This window comes from Erwinia sp. 009765445 (assembly GCF_058137865.1).
The window spans coordinates 1-26,548 of record NZ_JBYUWC010000002.1; the positions used below are offsets into that span (position 1 = coordinate 1).

The following is a 26,548-nucleotide window of genomic DNA, read 5'->3' on the forward strand; positions in this document are numbered from 1 at the left end:
ACCACGGGAATATATACGCAGGAAGTTATCGCAACCGTAAGAGAGAAAAGACGTCTGGATATATAGGGTCAAATCCATACCTGTAATAACAGTTGATGATAGAGGTGAGTAACCAATAAAAAATGCAATAAATATGATGTAATAGCTAGTGATTGTAACAGTAAATACTAAAACAATATCAAATTTACCTGATGGTATTTTTATTTCACTGCAATTGTTAGAAATCATAACTGCAACTATAAAAAAGAAGATGGCAATATATACTCCGCTGAATATCCAGTTGAAAGGTGCTGGTCCGCCACCAAAGTATGCAAATATGTTTATCATTTGGACTGGGAACTGACTGTAAGAGTTAGACACAATCCTTGATAATGCCTGCATAGGATTACTGATGATGTATGAGACAGCATCACTGGCGCTGGCTCCTGTAGCCCAATATTCGGATGGGATGAACGGGAACGCATGATTCCACAAAACAGCTGAAACTATACCAGATAGAATGACTAAAGATACAAAAGTAAGATATCCAACATTTGTTTTAAACTTTTCTTTTTTTATAAGAAAAACAAACGGAAGGAATATAATGTTTGTCATTTTCATTAGCCCCGTAAATGCACCAAGAATAAATATTTGTTTTTTATATTCACCCTCTGTGTAGGCGTATCTAATGCAGTAACCGATATAAAGTGCTTAAGTAAATTAGTAACGGGATCGGCGCTGTAGGAAGAAGCTAAGTTAATCATGGTAGGGAAAGTAAATACCATTACACTAAGTGTTTTTAGGAAAGGCATTACCCGGTAAAGCCATGCAAGCATAAAAACGTAAAAGACCAGATTGAAAATTCTACCAGAGAATAGTTTTCCCTCAACACCAAATCCTGCAAGATCTGCAAGTATAATTCCCAGAGACGAAGGCAGATACATAACTGGGGAGTAAGATCCGGTTGATGGGAAAATCATGTTCCAATTGGATGCGCCTTCCATTGAATCAACTACCTTAGCATGATCGCTTAAAATTGATTTGCTTGTTGGCAGTTTTCGATCCTGATTTTCTATGTATGGCCTAACATATTCCATCATTTTTCCATCAAGCTCTCTCCCCCAGGAATATCTTTTTCCATCCACCTCCTTCGCGAAAAAATCCCCTTGAGAAATCTGCAATGCTCGGAAGAAGTGAAACCTTTCATCAAGTCCTGTTAGCGGTGTATTGTTGAACACAAAAAAATCCCAACAATGAAAACCACGGACAAATAAGCTATAATTTTTTTTTCTCTATATTTTCCATGAACTTACCCTTAAATGCATCGCATATTTCAACGCATTCTATCAGTGGTTCATGCTAGTATAAAGTTTTCTTTACAATCAGCGAACTCTTATACTGGTTCGCTTTGCCCGAATCTAAATTCCCTCTCATTTCAACACCCTCCCGAAACTATACAAAAAGCCAGTTGATCATCAATCGACCGCAAACATACTGTGTATGTATACAGTAATCTGAGGTGAGTTATGCCACGCAACTATGAGATCCCTTTCGCATTCAAGAATGCAATTAAGATTGCCGGTAACGGGCGGCGCACGGTCAGCACAACCGATTTTGTCAACGAGCTGAAAACCTTCAACTTTGACTGGTCGCTCAGGGAGGCGAACGGCTGGATAGAGCACTACCAAAGCTGCTTCAAAGACGTCAGCACGGAAGAAGGTGATCGGCGCACATTCATGCTATTCAATCCGAACTGGGGAGGGTGATATGGGATTTCCGAGTCCTGCAACAGATTACATCCAAGAGCGGCCAAACCTTAATACGATATGTCGCATCAGTCCTACATCTCAGCTGTTTGGGCTTGATGGCGACATCTACGTTATTGACCGCGCTGTGTCTCCCGGGCGGGGCGTTCATTTATGAGCTTTACGGACAGTGTGGAATCGGTAAGATGCAGGGGAAGGCGTTGATCACTTCTGATGGTGAAACAATTGAAGGGCCTGTTCTTGACGACCTTATGATGTTGGGGGCTGTTACCTTCACTATCCTGACTCATTATGAAGATCACCGGCCAACTATTTAATGGTAGATTTTGAGCTGAAATCAATAGTAGTACACGGATTAGTACATATAATTTCATGTGATGAATTTATTGTGTTGCAACTTATTGATAAACAATAACAATGGACATCAAACAGCTAATTTACCTGTGTAACCTTGAGCGCGAGCGGCATTTTGGTCGCGCCGCAGAAGCCAGCTTTGTCAGCCAGCCGACGTTGTCGATGCGGCTGAAAAACCTTGAGCGCGAGCTGGGGCTGTCACTGATTAACCGCAGCAACAACTTTGATGGCTTCACTCCAGAAGGCGACCGGGTGCTGACCTGGGCGCGGGAGATCGTTTCGGTCTATCAGGGTCTGAAGCTTGAAGTGGAATCTCTGAAGCACGGAGTGACGGGCACGCTCAGGATTGGCGTTGTGCCACAGTGCAGCGTGTCGCTGCCTGTATTACTGAAAGGCATCAGCGACCGTTTTGCGCAGTTGGATTATCGGGTCGCGGTGCTGAGTGCCGATCAGCTGCTGGATGCGCTGAACAGCCATACCGTGGATGTCGGCATCGGATTCTTTGAACTGGCAACATTACGTGAGCTGCATTTTCAGGCCGGGCTGCTGCAGGATAATGGTGTTGAGGTGGTGTTCCATCCCGGCCATTTTCCCCAACTGGTCGGCGAGGGCGAACTGTCCATCAGCGAGCTGAAAGACATTCCATTATGTCTGGCAGAACAGACTCGTTATTTCCGGCGTTATCTGGATATGCATTTCCGCGAGGCTGAATTGCATCCCAGAGTGATTCTGGAAACCACGTCGGTGTTTCAGCTGGCGCAGGGTGTGCAGGTGGGATTGGGCTGTCTGATCTCGCCGCGTGGTCATCTGCTGCCGGAAATGATGCCAGAGCTGCTGGCGCGTCCGCTGGCGATTGCGCCAATGGCACGGCAGGCGGCCCTTGTTATTGCGGAGTCGGGCCGGGCGACACCGCTGTCACAGCATTTCTTTGACGAAGTTCGCCGCTGGCTGAGCGAACGCTGAGCATGGCAGGAAAAGCATCCCACCCGCGATAGCGGCTTACTCAGCAGCGCGGGTTGATCCCAACGTTTGCAGCAAGCGATTGTTCCAGTTTGCCAGGGCCACGCTCTGGATCACGCCGAAAACAGCCTGCAGTGACAGCCCTGACTCACTCAGCGGTTGCAGATGAGCGGCATTAAAGCGTTCCGGTGAACGTGTGAGCTGGGCGGCGAGCTGGATCACCGCTTGCTCATGCGGAGTGGCTGTGGCCACAGCATGCTCAATGCCTTCCTTCAGCGCCGTGCGCAACGTCTCATTGGCATAGCGATAAAAACAGGCCGGGCTGCCATTGATTCTGGCGGTTACGGCCGCTGCCAGAGCCCCTTCCGATGTTTCCTGCGGGGCTTCCAGCGTGTTAATTAACAGACTCCAGCCATACAGTGCCGCGGCATCGTGCGCCAGCAGCCAGGCGCTTTCACTCAACGCCTGCTGTGGCTGGCAAAAGGTCAGTGCTTCGAGCTGGCTGGCTGAAGCATAGCGCAGCTCCACAGGCGGCAACTGGGGCAGCCACGGCCCGGTATGATCAAAGCACTCAGCGTCTGCATCCTCTGGAACCGGAACACCCGGTATCCAGCGGACTGGCAGGGCGAGCAGGGCATTAATTCCGGCTACCAGGCGGGCCTGGTAGCTGACAAAGCCAATAATCTGACTAAAGGTAATAATATCCGGAGCGGTAAGCCCAACGTCATCGAGACGTTGCAGTGCGACAGCGTCAATCAGCGTTGGCTGGCTGGCAAGCTGCCGGGCATACTCGGTAATCTGCGTCAGACGGCGGTTGCTCTCACGGGAGGAGTCCGGACCGGATAGAGGATTAAGCCGTGCTGCATAATGGTTGCACAAACGCTGAACTCCGGTCACCTGAGCAACGGTCAGCGCAGTGCTGAGCCGATCATACAACGTCAGGGTATGCGTGTGCGAAGTGCTGAGCTGCCGTGGAAACAATAGCTGATAAAGATCTCGGGAAGCCAGCAGAGCAGGCTGTGCCTGCTGCAATGTATTTTTCAGTTCACCTTCACAAAGCGGCGCGAGACCAAGCAGAAAACGGTCTTCAATATCCGCGGCCTCAGGGACCAGCGGTGCGGCTTGTGAAGTGAGCGTGGATTGCGTTTCATGATACCAGTGGCTGTTGCCGGAAAAACGGCGCTGTTCCATGTTCATTCCTATTCGACCAGGGCAACACTTATCCTCGCGCAGGAGAATTGGCGAACAAAAGACCGATCGGTGCTAATAAATAGCGGAAAAGCATAACGGCGAAGTGATAAGCAAAAAGCGGGCAGAAACCGCTCAGGGCAGAGCGGTTAAAGGCAAGTTGGTGAAGACTGAACTCTAACGGAAGGCGATGCGATCTTTACGCCAGGCATCGGCAGTCAGGGCTTCACCGAAATGGCTGTTAATCAGCCGTTTGGTCTGGTCATGCAGAGGGCAGGCGAGAACGTCCGCCGTGCTGCCACGCTCAACAACCTCGCCCTGATGCATCACCAGCACCTGGTCGCTGATGTGCTTCATCATCCCCAGATGCTGCGTCACATAGATATAGGCGATGCCGTGTTTGTCCTGCAGTTCCAGCATCAGGTTAACCAGCTGCGAACGCATCGACATATCCAGCGAGGCCAGCGCCTCATCGGCAACGATCACTTTGGGCTGCAGGATCAGCGCACGGGCCAGACCCACACGCTGTTTCTGACCCGGAGCCAGCATATGCGGATAATAGGCTGCATGATCGCGAAGCAAGCCCACCTGGCGCAGCGTGGCAATAATGCGCTTTTCACGATCTTCCGCCGACAGCTCCGTATTGAGCCTCAGCGGAAAGTCGAGGATCTGGCTGATGCGCTGACGCGGATTCAGTGAAGTCGAAGGATCCTGAAAAATCATGCGAATACGTTGGCTGCGGTAGCCGTAGTCGCCATACTCCAGCGGATGGTCATCAATCACAATATCGCCTGCGCTGGGTGCGATCATGCCGCTGAGCATCTTCGCCAGCGTCGATTTGCCAGAGCCATTTTCGCCGATAATGGCCAGGGTCTGGCGTTCCCGCAGCATAAAGCTGACTTCCTTCACCGCTTCAACATGCTGTCGTCTGAACAGCCCGGTACGATAACGGTAAGTCTTGCTGAGACTGCGGACTTCCAGCAGCGTTTCAACCATTACTGACTCTCCATGTTAAGCGGGAAGTGGCAGGCAAACAGATGCGTTTTTGCGCCGGTCAGTCGTGGTCTTTGAATGCAGGTTTTCTGTGCATAAGGACATCGCGGCCCCAGACGGCAGCCAATCGGCAGATGCTCCAGTGACGGAATGGCACCCGGCAGCGTATTCAGACGGCTTTTGTGCGGCAGCGACAGGCCAAAGTCCGGCATCGCACGGATCAGCGCCTGAGTATAAGGATGATGCGGCGAGGCGATCAGCTCATCGCTGGGCGCTGTTTCCACCGTCTGGCCGCAGTACATCACGTTAATGCGATCTGCCCAGTGACTGAGCATCTGCAGATCGTGGCTGATCAACAGGATGGTGGTGTTGTTGTTCTGATTGAGCCGCGTCAGCAGGCGGAAAATCTGTGCCTGGGTGGTTGGCTCCATTGCGTTGGTCGGTTCATCGGCGATCAGCAGACGTGGCTGGTTGGCCAGCGCAATGGCAATCATCGCTTTCTGGCACTCGCCTTCGGTCAGTTCGTAGGGGAAGCTGCGCATGATATCTTTATGATCTTTAATCCCGACACGGTGCAGCAGCTCAATGGCCCGGCGATGGCACCAGCGGAAACGCTGATACCAGCGGCCTTTGTATGTCCAGCCCGGAATAGCCTGCATCAGTTGCTTACCGATGCTCTCGGAAGGATCCAGACAGGACTGCGGTTCCTGGAAAATCATCGAGACGTTATGACCAACCAGCTTACGGCGCTCACGGGGCGACAGGTGCAGCAGATCGATGTCGTCAAAACGCATACGGTCAGCGGTTATGCGCCAGTTATCTTTGGTGACGCCGCAAATCGCCTTTGCAATCAGGCTCTTACCTGAACCAGACTCACCCACAAGACCGCGCACTTCGCCCTCTGTGAGGGTGATACTGACGCGATCCACCGCTTTCACCGGCCCGTCGGCAGTCATAAATTCAATGGTCAGGTTACGAATATCGAGCAGCGGCATTTATTCAACTCCCGCAACGATGGCCCGGCGGACGCCGTCACCCAACAGATTAACAATCAGCACGCTCAGCATGATTGCCGCACCCGGCAGCATTACCGTCCAGGGAGCGACATAAATCAGCTCCAGCGCATCTCCAAGCATGGCTCCCCATTCCGGCGAAGGCAACTGCGCGCCCAGATCCAGAAAGCCCAGCGCGGCAATATCAAGGATCGCCATCGACAGCGCCCGGGTAAATTCGCTGACCATCAGCGCCAGAATATTAGGCAGGATGGCGTGGCGCAGGATATTCATGCTGGTGGCACCGTCCAGACGCGCAGCCACCACATAATCTTTTTCCAGCTCATCATGCAACGCAGTATAGATAGCCCTGACCAGGCGCGGGATGATAGCCAGAAATACTGCCAGCAGGGCATGCTCCAGCTTCGGACCGAGAAAAGCCACCACAATGATCGCCAACAGCAGCGACGGGATCGACAGCAGGGTATCCAGGATATGGTTCATCACCGCGGAGCGAAGCCCACGGGTCAGGCCGGCAAAGACCCCAAGCACCATGGCACAAACCGACGCGAGAACGGTCACTAAAATTGCTGACCCCACGGTCGGGCCAGCACCGCTCAACAGACGGCTCAGCACGTCACGGCCCAGGTCATCGGTTCCCAGGAAGAAAGAAACTTCGCCATAGCGAGACCAGGAAGGCGGCAGCAGTTGATAACCGAGGAACTGCTGGTCAAGGCCATAGGGTGCCAGCAGGCGGCCAAAAATGCAGACAAACAGCAGCGCGCCAAAGGCATAAAGGCCGACCATCGCGGTGGTGTCACGATAAAACAGCCGCCACGTGTTACGCAGCGGGCTGGGCAATCGCTTTTCGGAGTAAATATTATCGGAGGGCATACCATTCCTTATGCTTCAGTGGCGTCGTCATGGCACCCAGAATATCGGCGAGCACGTTCACGGTTATCACCAGGCCACCCACCATCATCACTCCGGCAGAGATGGCGGCGTAATCCTGCTGGCGGATTGCATCCACCAGCCAGCGGCCCAGGCCTGGCCAGCTGAACACCACTTCGGTGATCATCGCCAGCGTTAACATGGTCGAGAACTGCAGGCCAAGGCGCGGGATCACCGGTGGCAGAGCATTGTGCAACACATGGCGGCGAATGATGGTCAGGCGTGAAAGGCCACGGGTTGCCGCTGCTTTAATATAGTTCTGCTCCATCACTTCCCGCGTACTGATTCGCAGCAGGCGAACCACTTCGGTTGTCGGAGCAACCGCCAGCGCGGTGACCGGCAGGATCAGGTGTTTCAGTGCGCTGACCAGCATCTCATGCCGCCAGGGAGAATGGCTCATCCACGCATCAATCAGCGCAAAACCCGTGATATTTTTTACCGGATAAAGCAGGTCAAAGCGCCCGGAAACCGGCAGCCAGCCAAGATTCAGCGAGAAGAACAGCGTCAGCAGCAGCGCCAGCCAGAAAACCGGCATGGAGAAGCCCAGCAGGGCTAATGCGCTGATGGTCTTGTCCTGCCATTTGTTGCGCATCATCCCTGCGGCGATACCCATCGGGATGCCTGCCAGCAGCGCCACAGCAAAGGCCATAATGCACAGTTCAAGGGTGGCCGGAAACACTTCACCCAACTGATGACTAATCAGTTCACCATTGATGCTGGATACGCCAAAATCCAGCTGAAACAGCCCCTTATACCAGAACATAAAGGCATCGGTTAACGACGCACCCTGCAGGGGCGCATGGGGGGTGAAATAGCTCAGGCTGAAGCCGATCAGCGTCAGCATCGACAGCGTGACCAGCCACAGCACCAGCCGACGCAGCGTATAGATCACCATGATTATTTTTCCTCGCCTTTATCCCGGTAAACCCCGGCAAACGACGCATTGCCAAACGGGCTGAGCACCAGTCCGTGGATATCATAACGGTAAGCCTGCAAACGCAGGGAATAGGCCAGCGGCAATACCGGCAGCGACTTCGCCAGCATAGTCTGCGCGCGGTCATAATATTCAATACGCGAGGCTAACTGCTGCGAAAGCAGGGCCTTATGCAGGGTTTGGTCAAACTCTGTATCACACCAGTGAGCATAGTTGGTCTGTGAGCCCATAGCGGCACAGCTGAGCAGAGTGCGGAAAAAACTGTCCGGATCGTTACTGTCAGTGGCCCAGCCGGTCAGGGTCAGATCGTGATTCATCTCCATCAGGCGGGCTTCCTGGAAGCGGCCCTCTACCGGGACAATAGTTACCTTTACGCCTACCTGTGCCAGATCGGCCTGCAACAGCTCAGCCGTTTTCAACGGACTGGGGTTCCAGGCCTGAGAAGAAGTGGGTACCCACAGCGTAAGGTGCAGGTTTTCAACCCCGAGCGCCTTCAGCTCCTCACGGGATTTCTGTGGATTATATTCCGTCACTCTGGCGTCGTTATCATAAGCCCAGGAGGCGCGCGGCAGGATTGAAGCTGCGGTTTCTGCCGTGCCGTAATAGATCGACTCCATCAGGCGTTCATTGTTGATCGCCAGCGACAGCGCCTGCCGGACTTCCGGCCGGTCAAGCGGTGCTTTGCGGGTATTGAAGGCGAGATAGGCAATATTCATCCCCGGGCGCAGCGTCAGGCGCAGGCGGGGATCGTCACGCAGAATTGAAATCTGGCTCGCGGCGGGATAGGCCAGCACGTCGCACTCCCCGGTCAGCAGCTTGGAGAGCCGCCCGGTGCCGCCCGCTCCCATATCAATCACCACCTGCGGCATTTTAGGTTGCCCTTTCCACCAGGAAGGATTGCGCGCCAGTCGAATGTACTGGCCGGTGCGATACTCACTCAGTTGAAACGGACCGGTACCCACCGGCTGGCGGTCCATCTGCTCCTGACGACCCGCTTTAGTCAGCTGGTCAGCATACTCGGCTGACAGAACCGGCGCGTAATGAGTGGCGATATGCCAGAGGAACGAGGCATCCGGGCTGTTCAGCCGGATTTCGACGGTATCTTTATCCAGCTTTTTCACGCTTTGCACCGAATCGGCAAATTGCAGGCTGTCGAAATAGGGATAGCTGCCGCCATTGACATTATGCCAGGCGGAGTTGCGGTCGAAAATGCGCTGGAAGCTGAATACCACATCGTCAGCGTTCATCGGGCGGCTGGGCTTAAACCAGCTGGTTTTCTGGAAGGGGACATTATGGCGCAGATGGAAACGGTAAGTTGCGCCGTTATCCAGCACCTCCCAGCTTTCTGCCAGCTCCGGGATCAGCCGGTACGTGTAGGGATCAACATCCAGCAAACGGTCATAAAGTTGGGCGGCGAGCGTGTCGACCACCAGTCCGCCGCTGGCCATCTGCGGGTTAAAGGTGGTCACCGCGCCGCTGACGCAATAGACAAAGCCGCTCTGACGGATATCGCCCGGTGTGGCGGACCAGGCAGCAGCGCTGAACACGCTGAGGCCAAGCAAGAAGGTGGAGAAAAATGTGCGCATAAGTCATCTGAAATATCAGGCAATAGTCAGAGTGTATCGCACCTTCCGGTCTCGCCCAAAGTTTGCAGGGACAACTGACGTTTTTTCGTGCGAAGCGGCAACATAATGGAATCCACAGTAACGGCAGGGCTGTTCAGAATACGCACAGTGTCGCTATGGAAATGAGAAAAATTCTCAACAAAATGCTTTACAAGTGATAACGAGAATGATTACTATTCCCCTGCGCTTCGACGGTGGCTCTACCGAAGAAGAGCACGACATTGCTCACATTGCTTCCAGTATTTTCAGCCCGCCTTGCGCGGGCTTTTTTTTTACTGAAGCGTTTAGCCGGCCGCCTGCAGGAAACTGCGAAACTCATCGCTGGCCGGTGCCGTAAACATCTGTTCCGGCGTTCCCTGTTCACAGATCCGGCCATCATGCATAAAAATAATTTTGTCGGCTACCTTGCGGGCAAAATTCAGCTCATGCGTGACTACCACCATGGCCATCCCCTGAGAGGCAAGATCTTCCATTACGTTCAGCACTTCACCGGTCAGCTGCGGATCCAGCGCGGAGGTGACCTCGTCAAACAGCATCAGTTGGGGTTTAAGCGCCAGTGAACGGGCGATAGCTACGCGCTGCTGTTGCCCTCCTGACAGGCTCTCCGGATAGACGTCAAATTTTTCCGTCAGCCCAACCTGCGTCAGGACTTTTTCTGCTGCTGACCTGGCGCTGGCGGCAGAGACTTTCCGCACCAGCTGTGGGGCTAACATAATGTTCTGGCCGACGGTGAGGTGAGGGAACAGATTGTACTGCTGAAAGACGATACCCACATCCATACGCAGTTGCCTCAATGCGACGGGTTCATAACTCATGTCATGCCCGGCAACATGGATGGCGTCGAACTGCGCCTGCTCAAGCCCGTTCAGGCAGCGCAGCAGGGTTGATTTCCCGCTGCCGATTTTTCCCAGCAGTACCAGGACTTCACCTGCGGTGATATCGAAACTGACGCCCCGGATCACCTGGGTCTCGCCATAGTGTTTATGTAAGTTTCTAACGCTAACGAATGACATGTAAACGCCCCTCAAGTTTGCGGCTCAGCAGAGACAGCGGGAAGCAGATAACGAAATAGATAATGCAAACCACCATAAATACCCCCATCGGCTGCATCGTGGCATTGTTCATGGTGGTGGCGGCACGCATCAGTTCCGTCATGCCGACAATGCTGGTCAGCGAGGTATCCTTAATGATTTGCACAAAGAAGCCTACGGTAGGCGGTGTGGCAATTCGTACCGATTGTGGGATCACCACATAACGCATACGTTGCCATGGCGTCAGGGCCAGTGATTCTGCCGCTTCGGACTGCTGGCGGGGAATGGACTCAATACAGCCTTTCCAGATTTCGCCGAGAAAGGCCGAAGCAAAAAAGGTCAGAGCAATACCGGCTGCCACCACTGCAGGCAGGCGCAGGCCTAAAATACTCAGGCCGAAATAGATCAGGAACAGCTGCATCAGCAGCGGTGTGTTCTGAAAAATTTGCACGTAGAAACCGCTGATCGTGCGCAATTTGTAGGACGAAGACGAGCGCATCAGCGCGATCAAAAAGCCAATCACGCTGCCTAATAATCCAAAGGTTAACAGCGACAGATACAGCGTCCACTGAGCGGCCTGTAACAGATAAAAAGCCTCGTTGAAGCCAAATGTCCTCATCATCACTCCTTATCAGGTGGATTGCTGGCGCTTAAACGCGGGACGCCAGCGCCAGAAATGACCAGCCAGCGCGGTAAAAATGCCGCGAAACACCCAGGCCATCACGAAATAGAGCATCATCACCACGATATAGGTCTCGAAGGCACGGAATGTTTCGGCCTGAATGGTGCCTGCTGCGGCCGTCAGCTCCTGTACTGCAATAACGGAGACAATACTGGAACCCAACATCTGTAAAATGAACTGGCTGTTCAGCGCGGGAAAAACCTTCAGCAGTGCGGGAGGTAACTTTACGCGGAAAAAGATCTGCGAAGGCGTCAGGGCAAGGCTTTGTGCGGCCTCGATCTGGCTGCGGGGCGTTGATTCCAGCCCGGCACGGACAATTTCAGTGGCGTAGGCTCCCAGATTCAGGCTCAAAGCCACGATGGCAATGCTCTCCGGGGATAAGCGCACCGCAAACCCGCAAAAAGCGGCAAATTGCGGCAGGCCAAACGCCAGCAAAAAAAGCTGGGCGAGAAAAGGCGTATTGCGAATGCCTTCAACATAACCCGCCACAACCAGGCGAGAGGCTTTGCCTCCTTCGGTACGGACTCTGGCGCAAAAAACACCCAATGCAAAACCAATCACAATCGCGGAGGCGGAGAGGATCACCGTATTGATCAGGCCAGAGATAATCAGATCGCTGTGTTGAAACACAGCACCAAACTGCAGGACGTATTCCATAGAGCCGCCTTCTGCCTGAGGGAAAACAGCGGCAGGGGCACCAGCCCCTGCCGGAGCCGGTTAGAGAGCTGAGAACTGCTTTTCTGTTTCGTCCAGCGTTTTAGCGAATAGGGTCAATATTTCATCAATTTCCTGTTCGCCCGCAATCAGCGGCGGGCAGAAACCAATCACATCGCCCATCGCGCGAATAATCAGACCGTTTGCCAGCGCACAGCGGTCGAAGGCGGCACCCACCGCGAGTTCAGCCGGGAAGGGGATGCACTGTTCAGGGTTTTGCATCAATTCCACCCCGATCATCAGCCCCTCACCGCGCACCTGGCCGACTATGGCTGAGCGGTTGCTTATTGCCAGCAGCCCTTCCTTCAGGCGATTGCCCATTTTCCGGACGTGGCTGACGACCTCCATTTCGTGGTAGACCGCCAGTGTTTCCAGCGCGACGGCAGCGCCGACAGGGTGGCCGGAGTTGGTGAAACCGTGACCGAACAGGCTGCCGTCCCGATTGAAAGCGGTGAGGCTCTGGTAGATTTCGTCCGACAGATACACGGCAGAAACAGGGAAATAGGAAGAGGTCAGTCCTTTCGCCACCGCCAGCATGTCCGGTTTCATGCCGACTGTTTCGCAGCCAAACCAGTTGCCGGTGCGGCCGAACCCACAGATGATCTCATCGGCGAGGCAGAGAATGCCGTAGCGGTTAAGGACCTCCTGGATGGCCGCAAAATAGCCTGCAGGTGGCACGACAATGCCACCACCGGCGTTGATCGGCTCAGCAACAAAAGCAGCGATGCTCTCCGGGCCTTCCTCAGCGATCATCTGTTCCAGTTCGGCCGCCAGTCGACTGACGAACTGTTGTTCCGTTTCCCCCTGGCGGCCTTCACGATAGAAATCGGGGCAGGCGGTGTGCAGGAAGCCGGGCAGAGGTAAACCGAATTCCCTGTGCATACGTGGCAAGCCGGTCATTGACGCGGCAACGATCGTGGAGCCATGAAATGAGCGCTGCCGGGTGATGATTTTCCTTCTCTGGGGTTCACCACGACCTGCATGGTGCATCCAGGCCAGCTTCACCATCGTCTCGATGGCTTCCGAACCTGAAGTGGCAAAATAGACGTGAGCATCGGCAATCGGTGACAGCCTGACCATCTCTTCCGCCAGACGAATGGTGATGTCAGGCGTTTTTTGATTGAAGGTGTGATAGAAACCGAACTTCTCATACTGCTCGCTGGCCGCTTTTGCCAGACGGGGATGAGAAAAGCCCAGGGAAGTACACCAAAGACCAGCCATCGCGTCGCTGAGCTGTTGGCCTTTATTGGTATAAACGTGGCAGCCCTTGCCGTGGGTGAAAATCATCGGGCCTTCACTGCTGAGGCGTGCTGGATTGGTTTGTGAATGCAGGTGGTAACGGATATCACGCTGCGCCTCGCTCATTTCAAAATCTTCAGACATACGGGGATCCCCTTTAAGGTCACTGTTCTGGTTTCAACCGGCGCGGTCACCTGCGCCCGGGCGATTAGTAGGTCGGCAGCGTTTCCAGCGGCGTTTTCAGCCATTTCTTGTGCATCTCGTTAAGGAATCCGTTGTTTTTGTTGTAGAAGATCCAGGTATTTACCCATTGCAGCAGGTCAGGATCGGTCCGGCGGATGGCAATCCCGGCGTAGACGGAGAAGGCGTTAAATTTCGGTTCGAGGTTCAGATTGGGAAAGCGCTTTGCCAGATCTTCGGCCACCACTGTGCCGAACGCCGTGGCATCAATCTGATTGGTCACCAGCGCCTGGATGGTGGTGGCATCGTCCTCGTAGCGGCGGATGGTGGCACCGCTGGCGCTGCGGGAAACGACATCATCCTGCATCGTTCCGCGTGTCAGTCCGATGGTCATACCTTTGGTATCAGCGTAGCTGGTCAGCTTTTTATCTTTTGGCGCAATCAGCACCATAGGAAAGGCGGTGTAAGGAATGGACAGAGCCACAGATGCTGCGCGTTGAGGATTGATGCCAACCGTGGCAATAATCATGTCGGCACGGTTAGAGACCAGTGTCGGTACCCGGTTTGAACCGCTGACGATCACCAGCTCAAGTTTCACTCCCAGATCTTTGGCAATGGCTTTGGCAATATCAATGTCCATCCCTTCAACCTGATTGTCCTGACCAACCTGGCTGTAGGGCGGCACATCATTCTGCACACCGATAACGATCTTTTTGGCACTCAGTATCCGGTCAATAGCGGTTTCCGCATGGGCGGTTATGCTGGTCAGGGCAAGGCAGGAGGCGATGGCCAGCGGGGCCAGCAGCTTAGCGATGGATTTCATATCATTATCCTGTTAGTCAGTCTTAACGGCAGGTGAACAGCCAGAGGCGCTGAATGGGAACTCAGCCTCAGGCAATAAACGAACGGAAATCAGGGCGCTGCTGATAAACCGGATTAACCGCCTCGTAGGCGGCAGCAGCCTGCAATACGCCAAGATCGTCAAAGCGCTTACCGACGATCTGCAGGCCCACAGGCAAACCTGCAGGAGTAAAGCCACAGGGCACGGTCGCGGCGGGATTGTTTGACATGTTGAACGGGTACATAAATTCTGCCCAGCTCATCCAGTCCCAGACGTGCTGCGGCTAGTGGTCCGGGCGCATCTGCTGAGGGGGGAAGGCGGTTACCGATGCGGTGGGGGTGAGCAAAAGTCATACTCTTACATAAAACGCTGGATCTCAGCGATATAGCGGAACTTCTCGTCACGGCGGTTGAGGAATTCGACGGCAGAATAATCATTGCCTTCGCGCATACAGGCCACCAGATCCGGCCCCATTTTCGCGGACCATTCATCCAGGATGCCGTTGCGGCGTGCTTCTTTCGCCGCCCAGAAGAAGCGGCCCAGATCGATGCCTTTTCGCCCCCATTCCGTTGAGACTTCCACGACTTCAGCGCCCAGTTCACTGGCGAAGACCGCCGCAGCTTCACGGATCACCGCAGCCACGTCATCATCCACACGTGCATGACCGAGGTCCGGACTGAAAGCGATCTTTTTACCCTTCATGCTGGCTTTGAGATGGGCGGAATAATCGGCAGGAGGAGCTTCGAGACTGGTGTGATCGAGATAATGCGGCCCGGCCAGCACTTTTAACATTCTGGCACTGTCTTCCACCGATCGGGTGATTGGGCCGATATGGGTGGCGTAATCATTGTTGGAGACAGGAATATGCGGCACGCGACCATAGGTCGGTTTGATGCCAAACACCGAACAGAAGTGGCACGGCATCCTGATCGAACCTCCACCGTCTGATCCCAGATGCAGTGGACCAAATCCGGCCGCCGCAGAAACCGCGGCTCCGGCGGAAGAAGCTCCGGCATTCATGCCTTTTGCCCATGGATTGTGCGTAATGCCGGTCAGGGGGTTATAACTCAATCCCGACCAGCACATCTCCGATGTTGTGGTCTTACCAAGAATAATCGCCCCAGCCTCGCGAAGACGGGTGACCACCGGGTTATCTTCCGGAGCAGGTCTGGCATGGGAAGCCAGCCATTTCGATCCCTGCAAAGAATAGTGCCCCTCAACATCAATGGCGTCTTTGATGGTGACCGGGATACCCAGTAGCGGTAAGTCCTTGCCCTGTAACAGGGCGTGTTCAGCGGCCCGGGCTTGCTCCAGCGCCGATTCAGGCATCATCACCGCAAAAGCGTTAAGTGCCGGATTCAGCTCCTCAATTCGTTCCAGAATCGCGCTGGTGACCTCAACCGGTGACAGCGTTTTGGCCGCATAAGCCGTCTGCAATTCTGCTACTGACATATAACCTGTATCCGCATTCTTTTGAAAATCAGTCATGCTCTGTTCCTGGTTATCACTCTGCTCAGCTTGCGGCTTCAGGCGTGGGGAGGCCTGGCCGGTGGCGGTGCTGTTTTTTCTGGCTTGACCAGGCTGGTAAGGCCAAGACAGCGACAAAGCTTTTTTACTGTCAAGGAAAAAACAGCTTGTTTTTTGCGCAGTTTATAGCTAATTGATTTTAAAATAATAAAGTGTCATACCATTAATTTATGGTGAGATTTTGTGCAGTGTTATCTTCAGGAAGCAGCGTTATAAATCGCCTTCAGCAGAGAGATAAAGGGAACGTGTTGCGGAGAAAATTCGCCCTGTGCCATGTTTTGGTCAGACCAGGAGGAAGTTATGATTGAAGATTCCCGTCCGGACAGCCAGCAGCAGGAAGCTCCACCGATCCGCCGTGCTTATCAGGTTATTGCGGAAGATCTGGCCGCACAAATTGGGCACAAATATGAAATTGGAGACAAGCTGCCGCCAGAAAGAGAGCTGGCAAAACGTTATGAAGTTTCAAGGCCGACAATCAGAGAAGCTCTGCTGGCGCTCTCTATCAGTGGCATGGTTGAAATTCGTAGCAAGGGTGGAGTGTATGTCACCGGACAAAAGCCGGTGGCAGATCTGGCGGCAAGCGGGATTGGTCCATTTGAAACGATTGATGTCCGGCTGATGATTGAGCCTGAGATTGCGGCCATGGCTGCCGCCAAAGCCGATCCTTCACTACCTGCCCGGCTGGAAGAGTGCATCAGGGTGATGCTGAAGGAGCATCAGAGCGGAAAAGAAGCTGATGAGGGCGACCATCGCTTTCACGTTGCGCTGGCCGCCGCGACGGGCAACGGTATGCTGGTGGCAGTGTGCGATCAGCTCTGGCAGGCACAGCTGAACTCGCCGTTGTGGAACTCAATTCATGCCAGAATGCAGATGAAAAAATACTGGTCCGTGTGGATTGAGGATCACCGGGAAATCCTCGCGGCAATCCGCCTGGGAAGCCCGGTACAGTCAAGGCTGGCAATGATCCGCCATCTTGAACATATCCGCCAGGCCCTGCTTGCTATTTCTGGTTCATCCAGGGGGAGCTGATCCGCAACCGGCAGCCAGGCTACTCCGGCTCGCCTTTCAAATCCACATCATGCTTCTTCATCATCGCCCGCAGCTGGTGGTAGGTAACGCCCAGAAGTTCTGCGGCGCGACGCTGATTAAAACGCGCCTGTTGCAGGCTTTTATCCAGCAGATCTTTCTCCTGCTGGTTCTGCCAGCGGCGCAGATCCAGGGGAAGCGCAGGCAGGACGTCCTGCTGTGGGTTTTCATCGGTCACTGAAGGTTGTTTGCGCTGAAAGGGATTGATAATGATGTTATCCAGCTGCTGTTCAGTTTCGCTGTGGCGATAGACCGAGCGCTCGACCACGTTCTTCAGCTCCCGCACGTTACCCGGCCAACCATAGTCCAGCAGAACCTGCCGCGCTGCCGGGGAGAAGCCCGGAAACAGAGGCAACCCCAGCTCGCGGCACATCTGAATGGCAAAATGTTCTGCCATGACCAGAATATCGCTGCGCCGCTCACGCAGAGGCGGCAGCTGGACCACGTCAAACGCCAGCCTGTCCAGCAGATCGGCGCGAAATTTTCCCTGTTGCGCCAGTAAAGGCAGATCATCATTGGTGGCGCAAACCAGCCGCACGCTGACCTGTAAGGGCTGGCTGCCACCAACACGTTCCAGCTGGCCGTACTCGATCACGCGCAGCAATTTTTCCTGCACCAGCATCGGAGCCGTGGCCAGCTCGTCGAGAAACAGCGTACCGCCATCGGCACGTTCAAAGCGGCCCAGATGGCGCTTCTGCGCGCCGGTAAAGGCTCCGGCTTCGTGGCCGAACAGCTCAGAGTCGAGCAGATTCTCATTCAGCGACGCGCAGTTAAGCGAAATGAAAGGTCCCTGCCAGCGGTCGGACAGGTAGTGCAGGCGGCTGGCGATCAGTTCTTTGCCGGTTCCGCGTTCGCCGATGACCAGCACCGGTTTGTTCAGCAGCGCCACGCGGGAAACCTGTTCCAGCACTTCCAGGAAGTTGTTCGACTCCCCCAGCAGGATATCGTTAAATTCGCTCATTAAATTCACCAGGTGTTAGTGATTTACACCACATTAGACAATCAGTACCGCGCTGTAAAGGGTGGTAATGCCTAAAAATCAATAAGATAAAAATTGGCACGCTAATTGAATAAGACAATTGCATCAATTAATCAGCGCACCGCGCAATTCAAACAGACTACAGAGGATTTGGATTATGGGTATTTTTTCTCGTTTTGCTGACATCGTGAACGCCAATATCAACTCGCTGCTGGAAAAAGCGGAAGATCCGCAAAAGCTGGTACGCCTGATGATCCAGGAAATGGAAGACACGCTGGTTGAAGTTCGTTCCACCTCCGCCCGCGCGCTGGCTGAAAAGAAACAGCTGCTGCGTCGTATCGATCAGGCTGAAACCCAGCAGGCGGAATGGCAGGAGAAAGCCGAGCTGGCGCTGCGTCGTGACAAAGATGACCTGGCCCGTGCGGCGCTGATTGAAAAACAGAAGCTGACCGAGCTGACCGCCTCACTGAAAAGTGAAGTGGAGCAGGTGGAAGAAACCCTGACCCGTATGAAAGGCGAAATCGGCGAGCTGGAGCAAAAACTCAGTGAAACCCGCGCCCGTCAGCAGGCGCTGACGCTGCGCCACCAGGCCGCTTCTTCTTCTCGCGATGTGCGTCGCCAGCTGGATAGCGGTAAGATCGATGAGGCAATGGCTCGTTTTGAATCCTTTGAGCGCCGTATCGATCATATGGAAGCCGAAGAGGAAAGCCAGCGCTTTGGCAAACAGAAAACGCTGGATCAGCAGTTTGCTGAGTTGCAGGCTGATGACGAAATCGGTGAGCAGCTGGCCGCGCTGAAAGCCAAAATGAACCGCAGCGAGTAACCGCTGCGCACGGCAGTCCGGCGACGGATGCCATCCCGAATGCCTGAATTTTCAAGGAGAGTGAATGAGCGCGTTATTTCTGGCCATACCCCTGACGATATTTGTGCTGTTCGTGGCACCGATCTGGTTATGGCTTCATTACAGCAACCGCCAGAACGGCGGGGCCGACCTGTCCTCCGGTGAACTGCAGCGCCTGCAGCAGCTGACTCAGGATGCAGGTAGAATGCGTGAGCGCATCAAGGCGCTGGAAGAGATCCTCGATGCTGAGCATCCCAACTGGAGGCAGCAATGAGCGGTGTGACAATTAAAGGGAGAAAGCTTTACCGGATTCCGGCACAAGGGAAAGTGAAGGGGGTCTGTGCCGGCATAGCCGATTACCTGGAGATCCCGGTACGGCTGGTGCGGGTGATTGTGGTGCTGTCGATGTTTTTCGGCCTCTTTATGTTCACCACCATCGTCTATTTCGTGCTGGCTTTTGTGCTGGATGAAATGCCGGAGAGTTACACCCACGACGGGGAAAAAGCGCCAACGGCACATGAATTGCTCAATCAACTGAGTGCTGAACTGAACGGCGGTGAGCGAAGCCTGCGTGAAATGGAACGTTATGTGACGTCAGAAACGTTCAGCGTGCGTAGCCGTTTTCGTCAGCTGTAAACCCTCTTCAAATGCGGGCCCGGGTGCGGGCCTTCACCTTTTACCGGAGAATGAGTATGCGTAACTGGCAATCATCTGTTCGTCGTAATGCCGCGCCCGCGTTGAAGAGGGCCGGTAAATTTGTGCTGATCAGCGCACTGACTTATGGGCCAGCGGGGCTGACCGGCCTGGCGGTGAAATCGGTCGCCCGCCGCCCGCTGAAGATCCTTCTTGCCTGGGCGCTGGAGCCCTTAATCCGTCGTGCAATGCGTGGCGCAACTGCCCGCTGGAATAAGTCCTGAAGATCGTTATTACCGCTTTAATTTGCTACGCTTGGCTGTAAATATAATGAGCAAAAAAATTAAAAAAAGGTGCCGACACCCAGATGAAACGACTTCAAAATGAATTGCTGTCGCTGGTAAACCGGGGCGCGGATCGCCACCTGCGCCTTGCGGTCACCGGCCTCAGCCGCAGCGGGAAAACCGCTTTTATCACTTCACTGGTCAATCAACTTCTTAACGTCAACTCTGGTGCGCGCCTGCCAATGTTCTCGGCGGTGCGTGAAGAGCGCCTGCTTGGCGTAAAGCGGGTGCCTCAGCGAGATCTGGGCATCCAGCGCTTTACCTATGATGAGGGGCTTTCGCAGCTTTACGGCGCGCCGCCCGCCTGGCCCACGCCAACGCGGGGTGTGAGTGAAATGCGCCTGGCGCTGCGCTACCGCTCCCGTGAGTCCCTGCTGCGTCACTTCAAAGATACCTCCACGTTGTACCTGGAAATTGTCGATTATCCCGGGGAATGGCTGCTCGACCTGCCTATGCTGGCACAGGATTACCTCAGTTGGTCGCGACAGATGACCGGTCTGCTGCTGGGCGATCGCGCCAGCTGGTCATCGCACTGGCAGAAACTCTGTGAAGGGTTTGACCCGCTGGCACCGGCTGATGAGAACCGCCTTGCGGAGATTGCCGCGGCCTGGACCGGCTACCTGGTGAAGTGCAAACAGGAAGGGCTGCATTTTATCCAGCCCGGTCGGTTTGTGCTGCCCGGCGACATGGCTGGCGCACCAGCTTTGCAGTTTTTTCCGTGGCCACAGGTGGATGAAAGCGGTGAGTCAAGACTGGCACAGGCCGATGCCAGTACCAATATCGGCATGCTGCGCGCGCGCTACAACTACTATTGCCAGCACGTGGTAAAAGGCTTTTATAAGAACCATTTCCTGCGCTTTGACCGCCAGATTGTGCTGGTTGATTGCCTGCAGCCACTGAACAGCGGACCGCAGGCATTTAACGATATGCGGCTGGCGCTGACCCAACTGATGCAAAGCTTCTCGTACGGCCAGCGGACGCTGTTCCGTCGACTGTTTTCACCGGTAATTGATAAGCTGCTGTTCGCTGCCACCAAATCCGATCATGTGACGGGCGACCAGCATGCCAACCTGGTCTCGTTGCTGCAGCAGTTGGTGCAGGATGCCTGGCAGAACGCGGCTTTCGAAGGGATCACCATGGACTGCGTGGGGCTGGCTTCTGTACAGGCCACGCAGAGCGGACTGGTGGATCATCAGGGCGAGAAGATCCCGGCATTGCGCGGGCACCGACTTGGAGACAATGAGCCGCTGACCGTCTATCCGGGAGAAGTGCCGCCAAGGCTGCCGGGCCACGCATTCTGGCAGAAGCAGGGGTTCCATTTTGAACAGTTCCGGCCGCAGGATCTGGACATTGACCGTCCTTTGCCGCATATCCGGCTGGATGCCGCGCTGGAATTTTTACTGGGAGATAAATTGCGATGAACGCCCCGCTGAAACCGCGGATAGATTTCGCGCAGCCGCTGGAAGCGGACAAAACGTTAACGCTGAAGGCGGCTCAGGCTTTTGAGCAACAGGAGAGCCAGTTTGTGGCTGTCGATCCTGAAAAAGAGCCGGAGGAAGAGGGTGCAGGAGAAAAAGTGGTGGAAGCCGCTCTGCGTCCGAAACGGAGCTTGTGGCGCAGGATGGTGAAAGCCGGGCTGGCCGTTTTTGGCGTCAGTGTGGTGGCGCAGGGCGCGCAGTGGACGCATAACGCCTGGGTTCAGCAGGACTGGATTGCTATGGGTGGTTGTGTGGCCGGTGGGCTGATCGTTTGCGCCGGAGCGGGTTCGCTGATTGCCGAATGGCGTCGTCTGTATCGGCTGAGGGAGCGAGCCGATGAGCGTGACGTTGCCCGCGAGTTGCTGAACAGCCATGGGGTGGGAAAAGGCCGTGAGTTTTGTGAAAAGCTGGCGCGTCAGGCCGGGCTGGATCAGGCGCATCCTGCGCTGCAACGCTGGCATGCCTCGCTGCATGAAACTCATAACGACCGTGAAATCGTCGCACTGTATGCCCAACTGGTGCAGCCGGTGCTGGATCGTCAGGCCCGTCGGGAAATTGGCCGCAGTTCAGCGGAGTCCACGCTGATGATCGCTGTCAGCCCGCTGGCGCTGGTGGATATGGCTTTTATCGCCTGGCGCAATCTGCGGCTGGTTAACCGTATTGCTGCGATTTATGGCATTGAGCTGGGCTACTTCAGTCGCATTCGCCTGTTCCGACTGGTCCTGCTCAACATAGCCTTTGCCGGTGCATCTGAGCTGGTCAGGGAGGTGGGTATGGACTGGATGTCACAGGATCTAGCGGCACGGTTTTCTGCCCGTGCAGCACAGGGGATCGGGGCCGGTTTACTGACGGCCCGGTTGGGGATCAAAACCATGGAGTTATGCCGTCCGCTGCCGTGGATGGAAGATGATAAGCCACGGTTGGGGGATTTTCGCCGCGATCTGGTGACTCAACTGAAAGAAACGCTGCAGAAGTGATCAACTGTCAAGATTTCCTTCCAGAACTCTTCTGGCGCCTGCCCTGATAGAGTATCATCAGGGCTCGCCCGTTATGAATGAAGGTTGCTACGCATGCGTCTGGAAGTTTTTTGCCAGGACCGACTAGGTCTGACCCGCGAACTGCTTGATCTCCTTGTGGAAAGAAGCATTGATTTGCGCGGTATTGAAATTGCCCCCATCGGGCGCATCTACCTGAATTTCTCCCCCATTGAGTTTGATCAGTTCAGTCAGCTGATGGCTGAAATCCGCCGTATACCCAGCGTGACAGATGTCAGAACGGTGACTTTTTTGCCTTCCGAACGGGAGCACCGGGCACTGAGCGCACTGCTGGTGGCGTTACCGGAGCCGGTTTTTTCTATCGATCTGAAAAGTAAGGTGGAACTGGCAAATCCGGCGGCACAGACGTTGTTTTCGCTTAATGAAGAGAAAATGCGTAACTTTGGCGCAGGCGCGCTGATCGCCGGATTCAATTTCCAGCGCTGGCTGGAAAGCGAGCGCATTGAACCACAGGCCCATCACGTGGTGATCCAGGGCCGCGACTTCCTGATGGAAATCACCCCTATTTATGCCGCTGGTGAGAATGAGCAGCCCGGTAGCCCGGTCGGCGCGGTAGTGATGCTGAAATCCACCGCGAGAATGGGACAGCAGTTGCAGAACCTGGCGGTGAATGACGACAGCGAATTCCAGCATATTGTGGCGGTCACGCCGAAGATGCGTCAGGTTGTTGAACAGGCCCGCAAGCTGGCGATGCTGGATGCGCCGCTGCTGATTGTCGGGGACACAGGGACGGGCAAAGATATGCTGGCGCGTGCCTGCCATCTGCGCAGTGCGCGTGGCAAAAAGCCGTTCCTTGCGCTGAACTGTGCCTCGCTGCCGGATGATGTGGCAGAAAGCGAGCTGTTTGGCCACGCGGCCGGGGCATACCCGAACGCGCTGGAAGGGAAAAAAGGCTTCTTCGAGCAGGCTAATGGTGGCTCGGTGCTGCTGGATGAGATTGGTGAGATGTCGCCGCGGATGCAGACCAAGCTGCTGCGATTCCTCAACGACGGCACCTTCCGTCGGGTGGGTGAAGAGCATGAGGTCCACGTTGACGTTCGCGTGATCTGTGCCACGCAGAAGAACCTGACGGAGATGGTACATCGTGGCGAATTCCGTGAAGATCTGTTTTATCGTCTCAACGTCCTGACGCTGAATCTGCCGCCGTTGCGCGATCGTCCGCAGGACATCCTGCCTCTGACCGAAATGTTTGTTGCCCGCTTTGCGGATGAGCAGGGGGTGGCCCGGCCAAAACTGTCACCTCAACTGAATGCTTTTCTCAGCCGCTACACCTGGCCCGGTAACGTACGTCAGTTAAAGAATGCGCTGTATCGGGCGCTGACCCAGCTGGAAGGCTATGAGTTGCAACCGCAGGATATTGTGTTGCCGGAATTCGCGATGGATCTGCCGCTGGGAGAAGAAGTGATGGAAGGCTCTCTGGACGAGATCACCAGCCGCTTCGAACGTTCAATCCTGACCCGTTTGTACCTGTCCTATCCCAGCACGCGCAAGCTGGCAAAACGTTTAGGCGTTTCGCACACGGCCATTGCCAATAAATTGCGTGAGTATGGTTTGAGTCAGAAGAAAAGCGAGGGTGAAGGGCAGTAATCACCCGTGCGGCGTTACCGTGGACAGAAATTGCCTGATTTACTGAGGATCAGGCAAATTTAGTTTACAGCAGTTAATAAAAAAGCACCGGCGACATCATCGCGCGGTGCTTTTAAATTTATCAGGCTATTGATGCACGCCTGGGGCGGTTAGCTTTATTTCAGCGCTGCCAGCGCGGCGTCATAATCCGGCTCGGTGGTAATCTCATTCACCAGCTGACTGTAAAGTACGTTGTCTTTATCATCCAGCACCACCACGGCGCGAGCCGTCAGGCCTTTCAGTGGACCATCATCGATCGCCACACCGTAGTCCTGTTTGAACTCGCCACCCCGCAAAGTGGACAGCGTAACCACGTTGCTCAGGCCGTCAGAGCCGCAAAAACGGGACTGGGCAAAGGGCAGATCGGAAGAGATGCACAGTACTACCGCATTATCCAGCTCGCTGGCCAGCTGGTTGAATTTGCGCACCGAGGCGGCGCAGACACCGGTATCAATGCTGGGGAAGATGTTCAGAACTTTACGCTTGCCCGCGTAGTGGGAAAGGGAGACATCGGAGAGGTCTTTGGCAACCAGCGTGAAAGGTTTCGCGGCATGGCCCGGCACCGGTAACTGGCCTGCAACGGCAACCGGGTTGCCCTGAAAATGTACAGTCTGTGACATAATCTTTCCTTATAAGCGCAGTAAACACTGAACTGAGTGTAAGCCATGCTCTGCAAGTGGGACAGTAAAAAGCCTTTCTTTACGAGCGCATTGCCAAAGGGCGGCCGCAATAGCTATGGTGTTGAGGTGGCATTTCTTTTTTTTCTCCTGAAAGGACCCGTTAATGAGAGCAGTCAAGGTATACCCGGAAGCCTGGCCGTTGCACACGCCATTTGTGATTGCGCGTGGTACCCGCAGCGAGGCCGGAGTGGTGGTAGTGGAGCTGGAGGAAGAGGGGATCAGGGGCGTGGGGGAATGTACGCCTTATCCGCGGTATGGCGAAACGGAAGCGTCGGTGCTGGCGCAAATTGCCGCCTTATTTGATGAACTTGAACAGGGCATGACCCGTGAGCAGCTGCAGCAGGTATTACCTGCCGGTGCTGCGAGAAATGCCATCGATTCTGCATTATGGGATCTTCAGGCGCGAAAACTCGGCAGCGACCTGTGGCACCTCACCGCCATTCCTCAGCCACCCGTTATCGAAATGGCTCAGACTGTCTCAATTGATACGCCGGAGGCGATGGTCAGCAGTGCGCTGGCACTGTGGCAAAACGGCGCGAGGCTGCTGAAAGTGAAACTTGATAACTCGCTGATCACTGAACGCCTGGTGGCGGTGCGCGCCGCCGTTCCTCAGGCGACGCTGATTGTGGATGCCAATGAGTCCTGGCACAGCGAAGGGCTTGCCGCGCGCTGCCAGCTGCTGGCGGATTTGAAAGTGGCAATGCTGGAACAGCCGCTGCCAGCAGGCGAGGACGCCGCGCTGGAGAATTTTATTCATCCGTTGCCGATTTGTGCCGATGAAAGCTGCCACACAAGAGAAAGTTTGCCGAAGCTGAAAGGGCGCTACGAGATGGTCAATATCAAGCTGGATAAAACCGGTGGCCTGACCGAAGCGCTGGCGCTGGCTGAAGCGGCAAAAGAGGCGGGGTTTGAAGTGATGCTGGGCTGCATGCTTTGCACCTCAAGAGCTATTGCCGCCGCACTGCCGCTGGTGAAGTCAGCCCGCTTTATTGATCTGGACGGGCCAACCTGGCTGGCTGTTGATGTGGATCCGTCGCTGCCTTTCAGCTGCGGCAGGATCACGTTTTCAGGGCTGCCAGCTCAGTAAGTCCACCATCGCGCCGAGGTATTTTTCCGTAGATTCATCGGCGGAGATCGGCGGCAGTTCCGCAGTAATCACCGGCAGGTTGAGGTCAGCACACCAGCTGCCAAAAGAGCCGGGGGTGGCATACCCTACGGTAGTAACCAGCGGCAAATCCATTTTTTTCGCCAGCCATTCTCCCAGTGCGCTGGTCTGTGGATCTTCAATACAGGCCAGCGGCTCATGGAAAGTCACAATCCACGCCGGTTTAATTTGATGAATCAAATCACAGAGGGCCTGAGTCTCTGGCTCTGAGGCTGAGCGCTCACCCGTTGAAAGTAACACATCACGTTCATCCGCCACGCTGTTCCAGCGATAAACGGTATCACCATACTGCCAGTTGGCCGCCGGGAAGTTACGGTTGAGGTCCACACCATGAGAGTTGGCGCGCAGCCCAAGCTGGCAACCATCAGGGTTTACCGCCAGCACCACATGGTGGCGACGATGCGGCTCCTGCAACGTGCGCATGGCACAGGAAAGCGTGACCACCGCGGCTGTTTCATCACCGTGCGTTCCGGCGAGGATCAGTCCGCTCTCTTTATCAGCCGCCGGAGCGGGAAACCACAGGAGAGGTGCGCCCAGCACGCTGGCACCATAGACTTTACTTTCTGCATCCAGTTTGCCGCGAAGCGGGCGCGGATGAATCAGGGACATCAGTTTCACTCCGGAAAAGTTTTTCTAAAGCTAACGTAAAATGGCGGGGAAAAAAAGTGCCGGGCGGCTCACTGTTCTTTCCTTCTGAGTGCCAAC

Annotated in this window: 28 protein-coding genes and 1 pseudogene; 11 read left to right on the forward strand and 18 right to left on the reverse strand. The window is 54.8% G+C overall.

Features of this window, described 5'->3' with window-relative positions; genetic code table 11:
- Together AC3Y5R_RS02045 and AC3Y5R_RS02050 are read right to left on the reverse strand one after the other, a co-directional pair.
- Positions 1-600 (reverse strand): hypothetical protein (locus tag AC3Y5R_RS02045; protein ID WP_489919928.1); only part of this gene is annotated, 600 nt, incomplete at its 3' end.
- Positions 600-1,217 (reverse strand): DUF2142 domain-containing protein, encoded by a 618-nt coding sequence (locus AC3Y5R_RS02050; RefSeq protein ID WP_489919929.1) that lies wholly within the window; start codon positions 1,215-1,217, stop codon positions 600-602. The genes AC3Y5R_RS02050 and AC3Y5R_RS02045, both read right to left, overlap by 1 nt.
- A gap of 288 nt (positions 1,218-1,505) precedes the next feature.
- Between AC3Y5R_RS02050 and AC3Y5R_RS02055 the strand changes: the two genes are divergently transcribed.
- Positions 1,506-1,745, forward strand: coding sequence for a DNA polymerase V (locus tag AC3Y5R_RS02055; protein ID WP_489919930.1), 240 nt, complete (start codon positions 1,506-1,508; stop codon positions 1,743-1,745).
- Between the two features lie 417 nt (positions 1,746-2,162).
- Positions 2,163-3,062: a LysR family transcriptional regulator gene (locus tag AC3Y5R_RS02060; RefSeq protein WP_489919931.1), complete on the forward strand. Its 900-nt coding sequence runs from the start codon at positions 2,163-2,165 to the stop codon at positions 3,060-3,062.
- 36 nt (positions 3,063-3,098) lie between these two features.
- On the opposite strand, the gene AC3Y5R_RS02065 is transcribed toward AC3Y5R_RS02060, so the two are convergent.
- From AC3Y5R_RS02065 to AC3Y5R_RS02125, 13 genes and pseudogenes are all read right to left on the reverse strand, one after another.
- Positions 3,099-4,250 carry a CMD domain-containing protein gene (locus AC3Y5R_RS02065; protein WP_489919932.1) on the reverse strand — a complete coding sequence of 384 codons (1,152 nt, stop codon included), beginning with the start codon at positions 4,248-4,250 and terminating at the stop codon, positions 3,099-3,101.
- A 174-nt stretch (positions 4,251-4,424) separates the two neighbouring features.
- Positions 4,425-5,243: a putrescine export ABC transporter ATP-binding protein SapF gene (sapF, locus tag AC3Y5R_RS02070; protein WP_489919933.1), complete on the reverse strand. Its 819-nt coding sequence runs from the start codon at positions 5,241-5,243 to the stop codon at positions 4,425-4,427.
- Positions 5,243-6,235: a putrescine export ABC transporter ATP-binding protein SapD gene (gene sapD, locus AC3Y5R_RS02075; RefSeq protein ID WP_489919934.1), complete on the reverse strand. Its 993-nt coding sequence runs from the start codon at positions 6,233-6,235 to the stop codon at positions 5,243-5,245. Before sapD ends, sapF begins: the two co-directional genes overlap by 1 nt.
- On the reverse strand, positions 6,236-7,126 hold the full coding sequence (gene sapC, locus AC3Y5R_RS02080; RefSeq protein WP_489919935.1) for a putrescine export ABC transporter permease SapC: 891 nt from the start codon (positions 7,124-7,126) through the stop codon (positions 6,236-6,238). It abuts the gene before it with no gap.
- Positions 7,113-8,078, reverse strand: coding sequence for a putrescine export ABC transporter permease SapB (sapB, locus tag AC3Y5R_RS02085; RefSeq protein ID WP_489919936.1), 966 nt, complete (start codon positions 8,076-8,078; stop codon positions 7,113-7,115). Before sapB ends, sapC begins: the two co-directional genes overlap by 14 nt.
- Positions 8,079-8,080: 2 nt before the next feature.
- Complete coding sequence (sapA, locus tag AC3Y5R_RS02090) at positions 8,081-9,703, reverse strand: ABC transporter substrate-binding protein SapA (RefSeq protein WP_489919937.1); 1,623 nt, start codon at positions 9,701-9,703, stop codon at positions 8,081-8,083.
- A gap of 323 nt (positions 9,704-10,026) precedes the next feature.
- The gene (locus AC3Y5R_RS02095) at positions 10,027-10,755 is read right to left on the reverse strand and encodes an amino acid ABC transporter ATP-binding protein (protein ID WP_489919938.1); all 729 of its coding nucleotides are present in this window, start codon (positions 10,753-10,755) and stop codon (positions 10,027-10,029) included.
- Positions 10,742-11,395: an amino acid ABC transporter permease gene (locus AC3Y5R_RS02100; RefSeq protein ID WP_489919939.1), complete on the reverse strand. Its 654-nt coding sequence runs from the start codon at positions 11,393-11,395 to the stop codon at positions 10,742-10,744. Before AC3Y5R_RS02100 ends, AC3Y5R_RS02095 begins: the two co-directional genes overlap by 14 nt.
- Positions 11,396-11,404: 9 nt before the next feature.
- A complete protein-coding gene (locus AC3Y5R_RS02105; protein WP_489919940.1) occupies positions 11,405-12,112 on the reverse strand; it encodes an amino acid ABC transporter permease in 708 nt (235 codons plus the stop codon).
- A 60-nt stretch (positions 12,113-12,172) separates the two neighbouring features.
- Entirely contained in the window at positions 12,173-13,552 is a 1,380-nt protein-coding gene (locus tag AC3Y5R_RS02110; protein WP_489919941.1) for an aminotransferase, read from the reverse strand.
- A gap of 64 nt (positions 13,553-13,616) precedes the next feature.
- On the reverse strand, positions 13,617-14,411 hold the full coding sequence (locus AC3Y5R_RS02115) for a transporter substrate-binding domain-containing protein (protein ID WP_489919942.1): 795 nt from the start codon (positions 14,409-14,411) through the stop codon (positions 13,617-13,619).
- 67 nt (positions 14,412-14,478) lie between these two features.
- Positions 14,479-14,694, reverse strand: a pseudogene (locus AC3Y5R_RS02120) (amidase family protein); the annotation flags it as partial.
- A 92-nt stretch (positions 14,695-14,786) separates the two neighbouring features.
- Positions 14,787-15,917 (reverse strand): amidase, encoded by a 1,131-nt coding sequence (locus AC3Y5R_RS02125; RefSeq protein WP_489919943.1) that lies wholly within the window; start codon positions 15,915-15,917, stop codon positions 14,787-14,789.
- Positions 15,918-16,256: 339 nt separating this feature from the next.
- Between AC3Y5R_RS02125 and AC3Y5R_RS02130 the strand changes: the two genes are divergently transcribed.
- Positions 16,257-16,985 (forward strand): FadR/GntR family transcriptional regulator, encoded by a 729-nt coding sequence (locus AC3Y5R_RS02130; RefSeq protein WP_489919944.1) that lies wholly within the window; start codon positions 16,257-16,259, stop codon positions 16,983-16,985.
- 19 nt (positions 16,986-17,004) lie between these two features.
- Here AC3Y5R_RS02130 and pspF read toward each other — a convergent pair whose 3' ends face one another.
- Positions 17,005-18,003, reverse strand: coding sequence for a phage shock protein operon transcriptional activator (gene pspF / locus AC3Y5R_RS02135; protein ID WP_489919945.1), 999 nt, complete (start codon positions 18,001-18,003; stop codon positions 17,005-17,007).
- 175 nt (positions 18,004-18,178) lie between these two features.
- Between pspF and pspA the strand changes: the two genes are divergently transcribed.
- The 7 genes from pspA to tyrR all read left to right on the forward strand — a co-directional run bounded on the left by pspA (position 18,179) and on the right by tyrR (position 23,959).
- Positions 18,179-18,844 carry a phage shock protein PspA gene (gene pspA / locus AC3Y5R_RS02140; protein WP_489919946.1) on the forward strand — a complete coding sequence of 222 codons (666 nt, stop codon included), beginning with the start codon at positions 18,179-18,181 and terminating at the stop codon, positions 18,842-18,844.
- A gap of 64 nt (positions 18,845-18,908) precedes the next feature.
- Positions 18,909-19,136 carry an envelope stress response membrane protein PspB gene (pspB, locus tag AC3Y5R_RS02145; RefSeq protein ID WP_158781565.1) on the forward strand — a complete coding sequence of 76 codons (228 nt, stop codon included), beginning with the start codon at positions 18,909-18,911 and terminating at the stop codon, positions 19,134-19,136.
- Positions 19,133-19,498 carry an envelope stress response membrane protein PspC gene (gene pspC / locus AC3Y5R_RS02150; protein WP_158781564.1) on the forward strand — a complete coding sequence of 122 codons (366 nt, stop codon included), beginning with the start codon at positions 19,133-19,135 and terminating at the stop codon, positions 19,496-19,498. The genes pspB and pspC overlap by 4 nt, the downstream gene beginning before the upstream one ends.
- A 56-nt stretch (positions 19,499-19,554) precedes the next feature.
- A complete protein-coding gene (pspD, locus tag AC3Y5R_RS02155) occupies positions 19,555-19,779 on the forward strand; it encodes a phage shock protein PspD (protein WP_158781563.1) in 225 nt (74 codons plus the stop codon).
- A gap of 83 nt (positions 19,780-19,862) precedes the next feature.
- Entirely contained in the window at positions 19,863-21,260 is a 1,398-nt protein-coding gene (locus AC3Y5R_RS02160; RefSeq protein ID WP_489919947.1) for a YcjX family GTP-binding protein, read from the forward strand.
- Positions 21,257-22,294 (forward strand): TIGR01620 family protein, encoded by a 1,038-nt coding sequence (locus AC3Y5R_RS02165; RefSeq protein ID WP_489919948.1) that lies wholly within the window; start codon positions 21,257-21,259, stop codon positions 22,292-22,294. The genes AC3Y5R_RS02160 and AC3Y5R_RS02165 overlap by 4 nt, the downstream gene beginning before the upstream one ends.
- Positions 22,295-22,387: 93 nt before the next feature.
- Complete coding sequence (gene tyrR / locus AC3Y5R_RS02170; protein WP_489919949.1) at positions 22,388-23,959, forward strand: transcriptional regulator TyrR; 1,572 nt, start codon at positions 22,388-22,390, stop codon at positions 23,957-23,959.
- A 155-nt stretch (positions 23,960-24,114) separates the two neighbouring features.
- Here the strand turns inward: tyrR and tpx are convergent, their stop codons facing one another.
- On the reverse strand, positions 24,115-24,618 hold the full coding sequence (tpx, locus tag AC3Y5R_RS02175) for a thiol peroxidase (protein ID WP_489919950.1): 504 nt from the start codon (positions 24,616-24,618) through the stop codon (positions 24,115-24,117).
- Positions 24,619-24,781: 163 nt separating this feature from the next.
- Here tpx and ycjG point away from each other — a divergent pair, with 163 nt between their 5' ends.
- Entirely contained in the window at positions 24,782-25,765 is a 984-nt protein-coding gene (gene ycjG / locus AC3Y5R_RS02180) for an L-Ala-D/L-Glu epimerase (protein ID WP_489919951.1), read from the forward strand.
- Here the strand turns inward: ycjG and mpaA are convergent.
- On the reverse strand, positions 25,745-26,452 hold the full coding sequence (mpaA, locus tag AC3Y5R_RS02185; RefSeq protein WP_489919952.1) for a murein tripeptide amidase MpaA: 708 nt from the start codon (positions 26,450-26,452) through the stop codon (positions 25,745-25,747). The genes ycjG and mpaA overlap by 21 nt on opposite strands.
- Between the last annotated feature and the right edge of the window lie 96 nt (positions 26,453-26,548).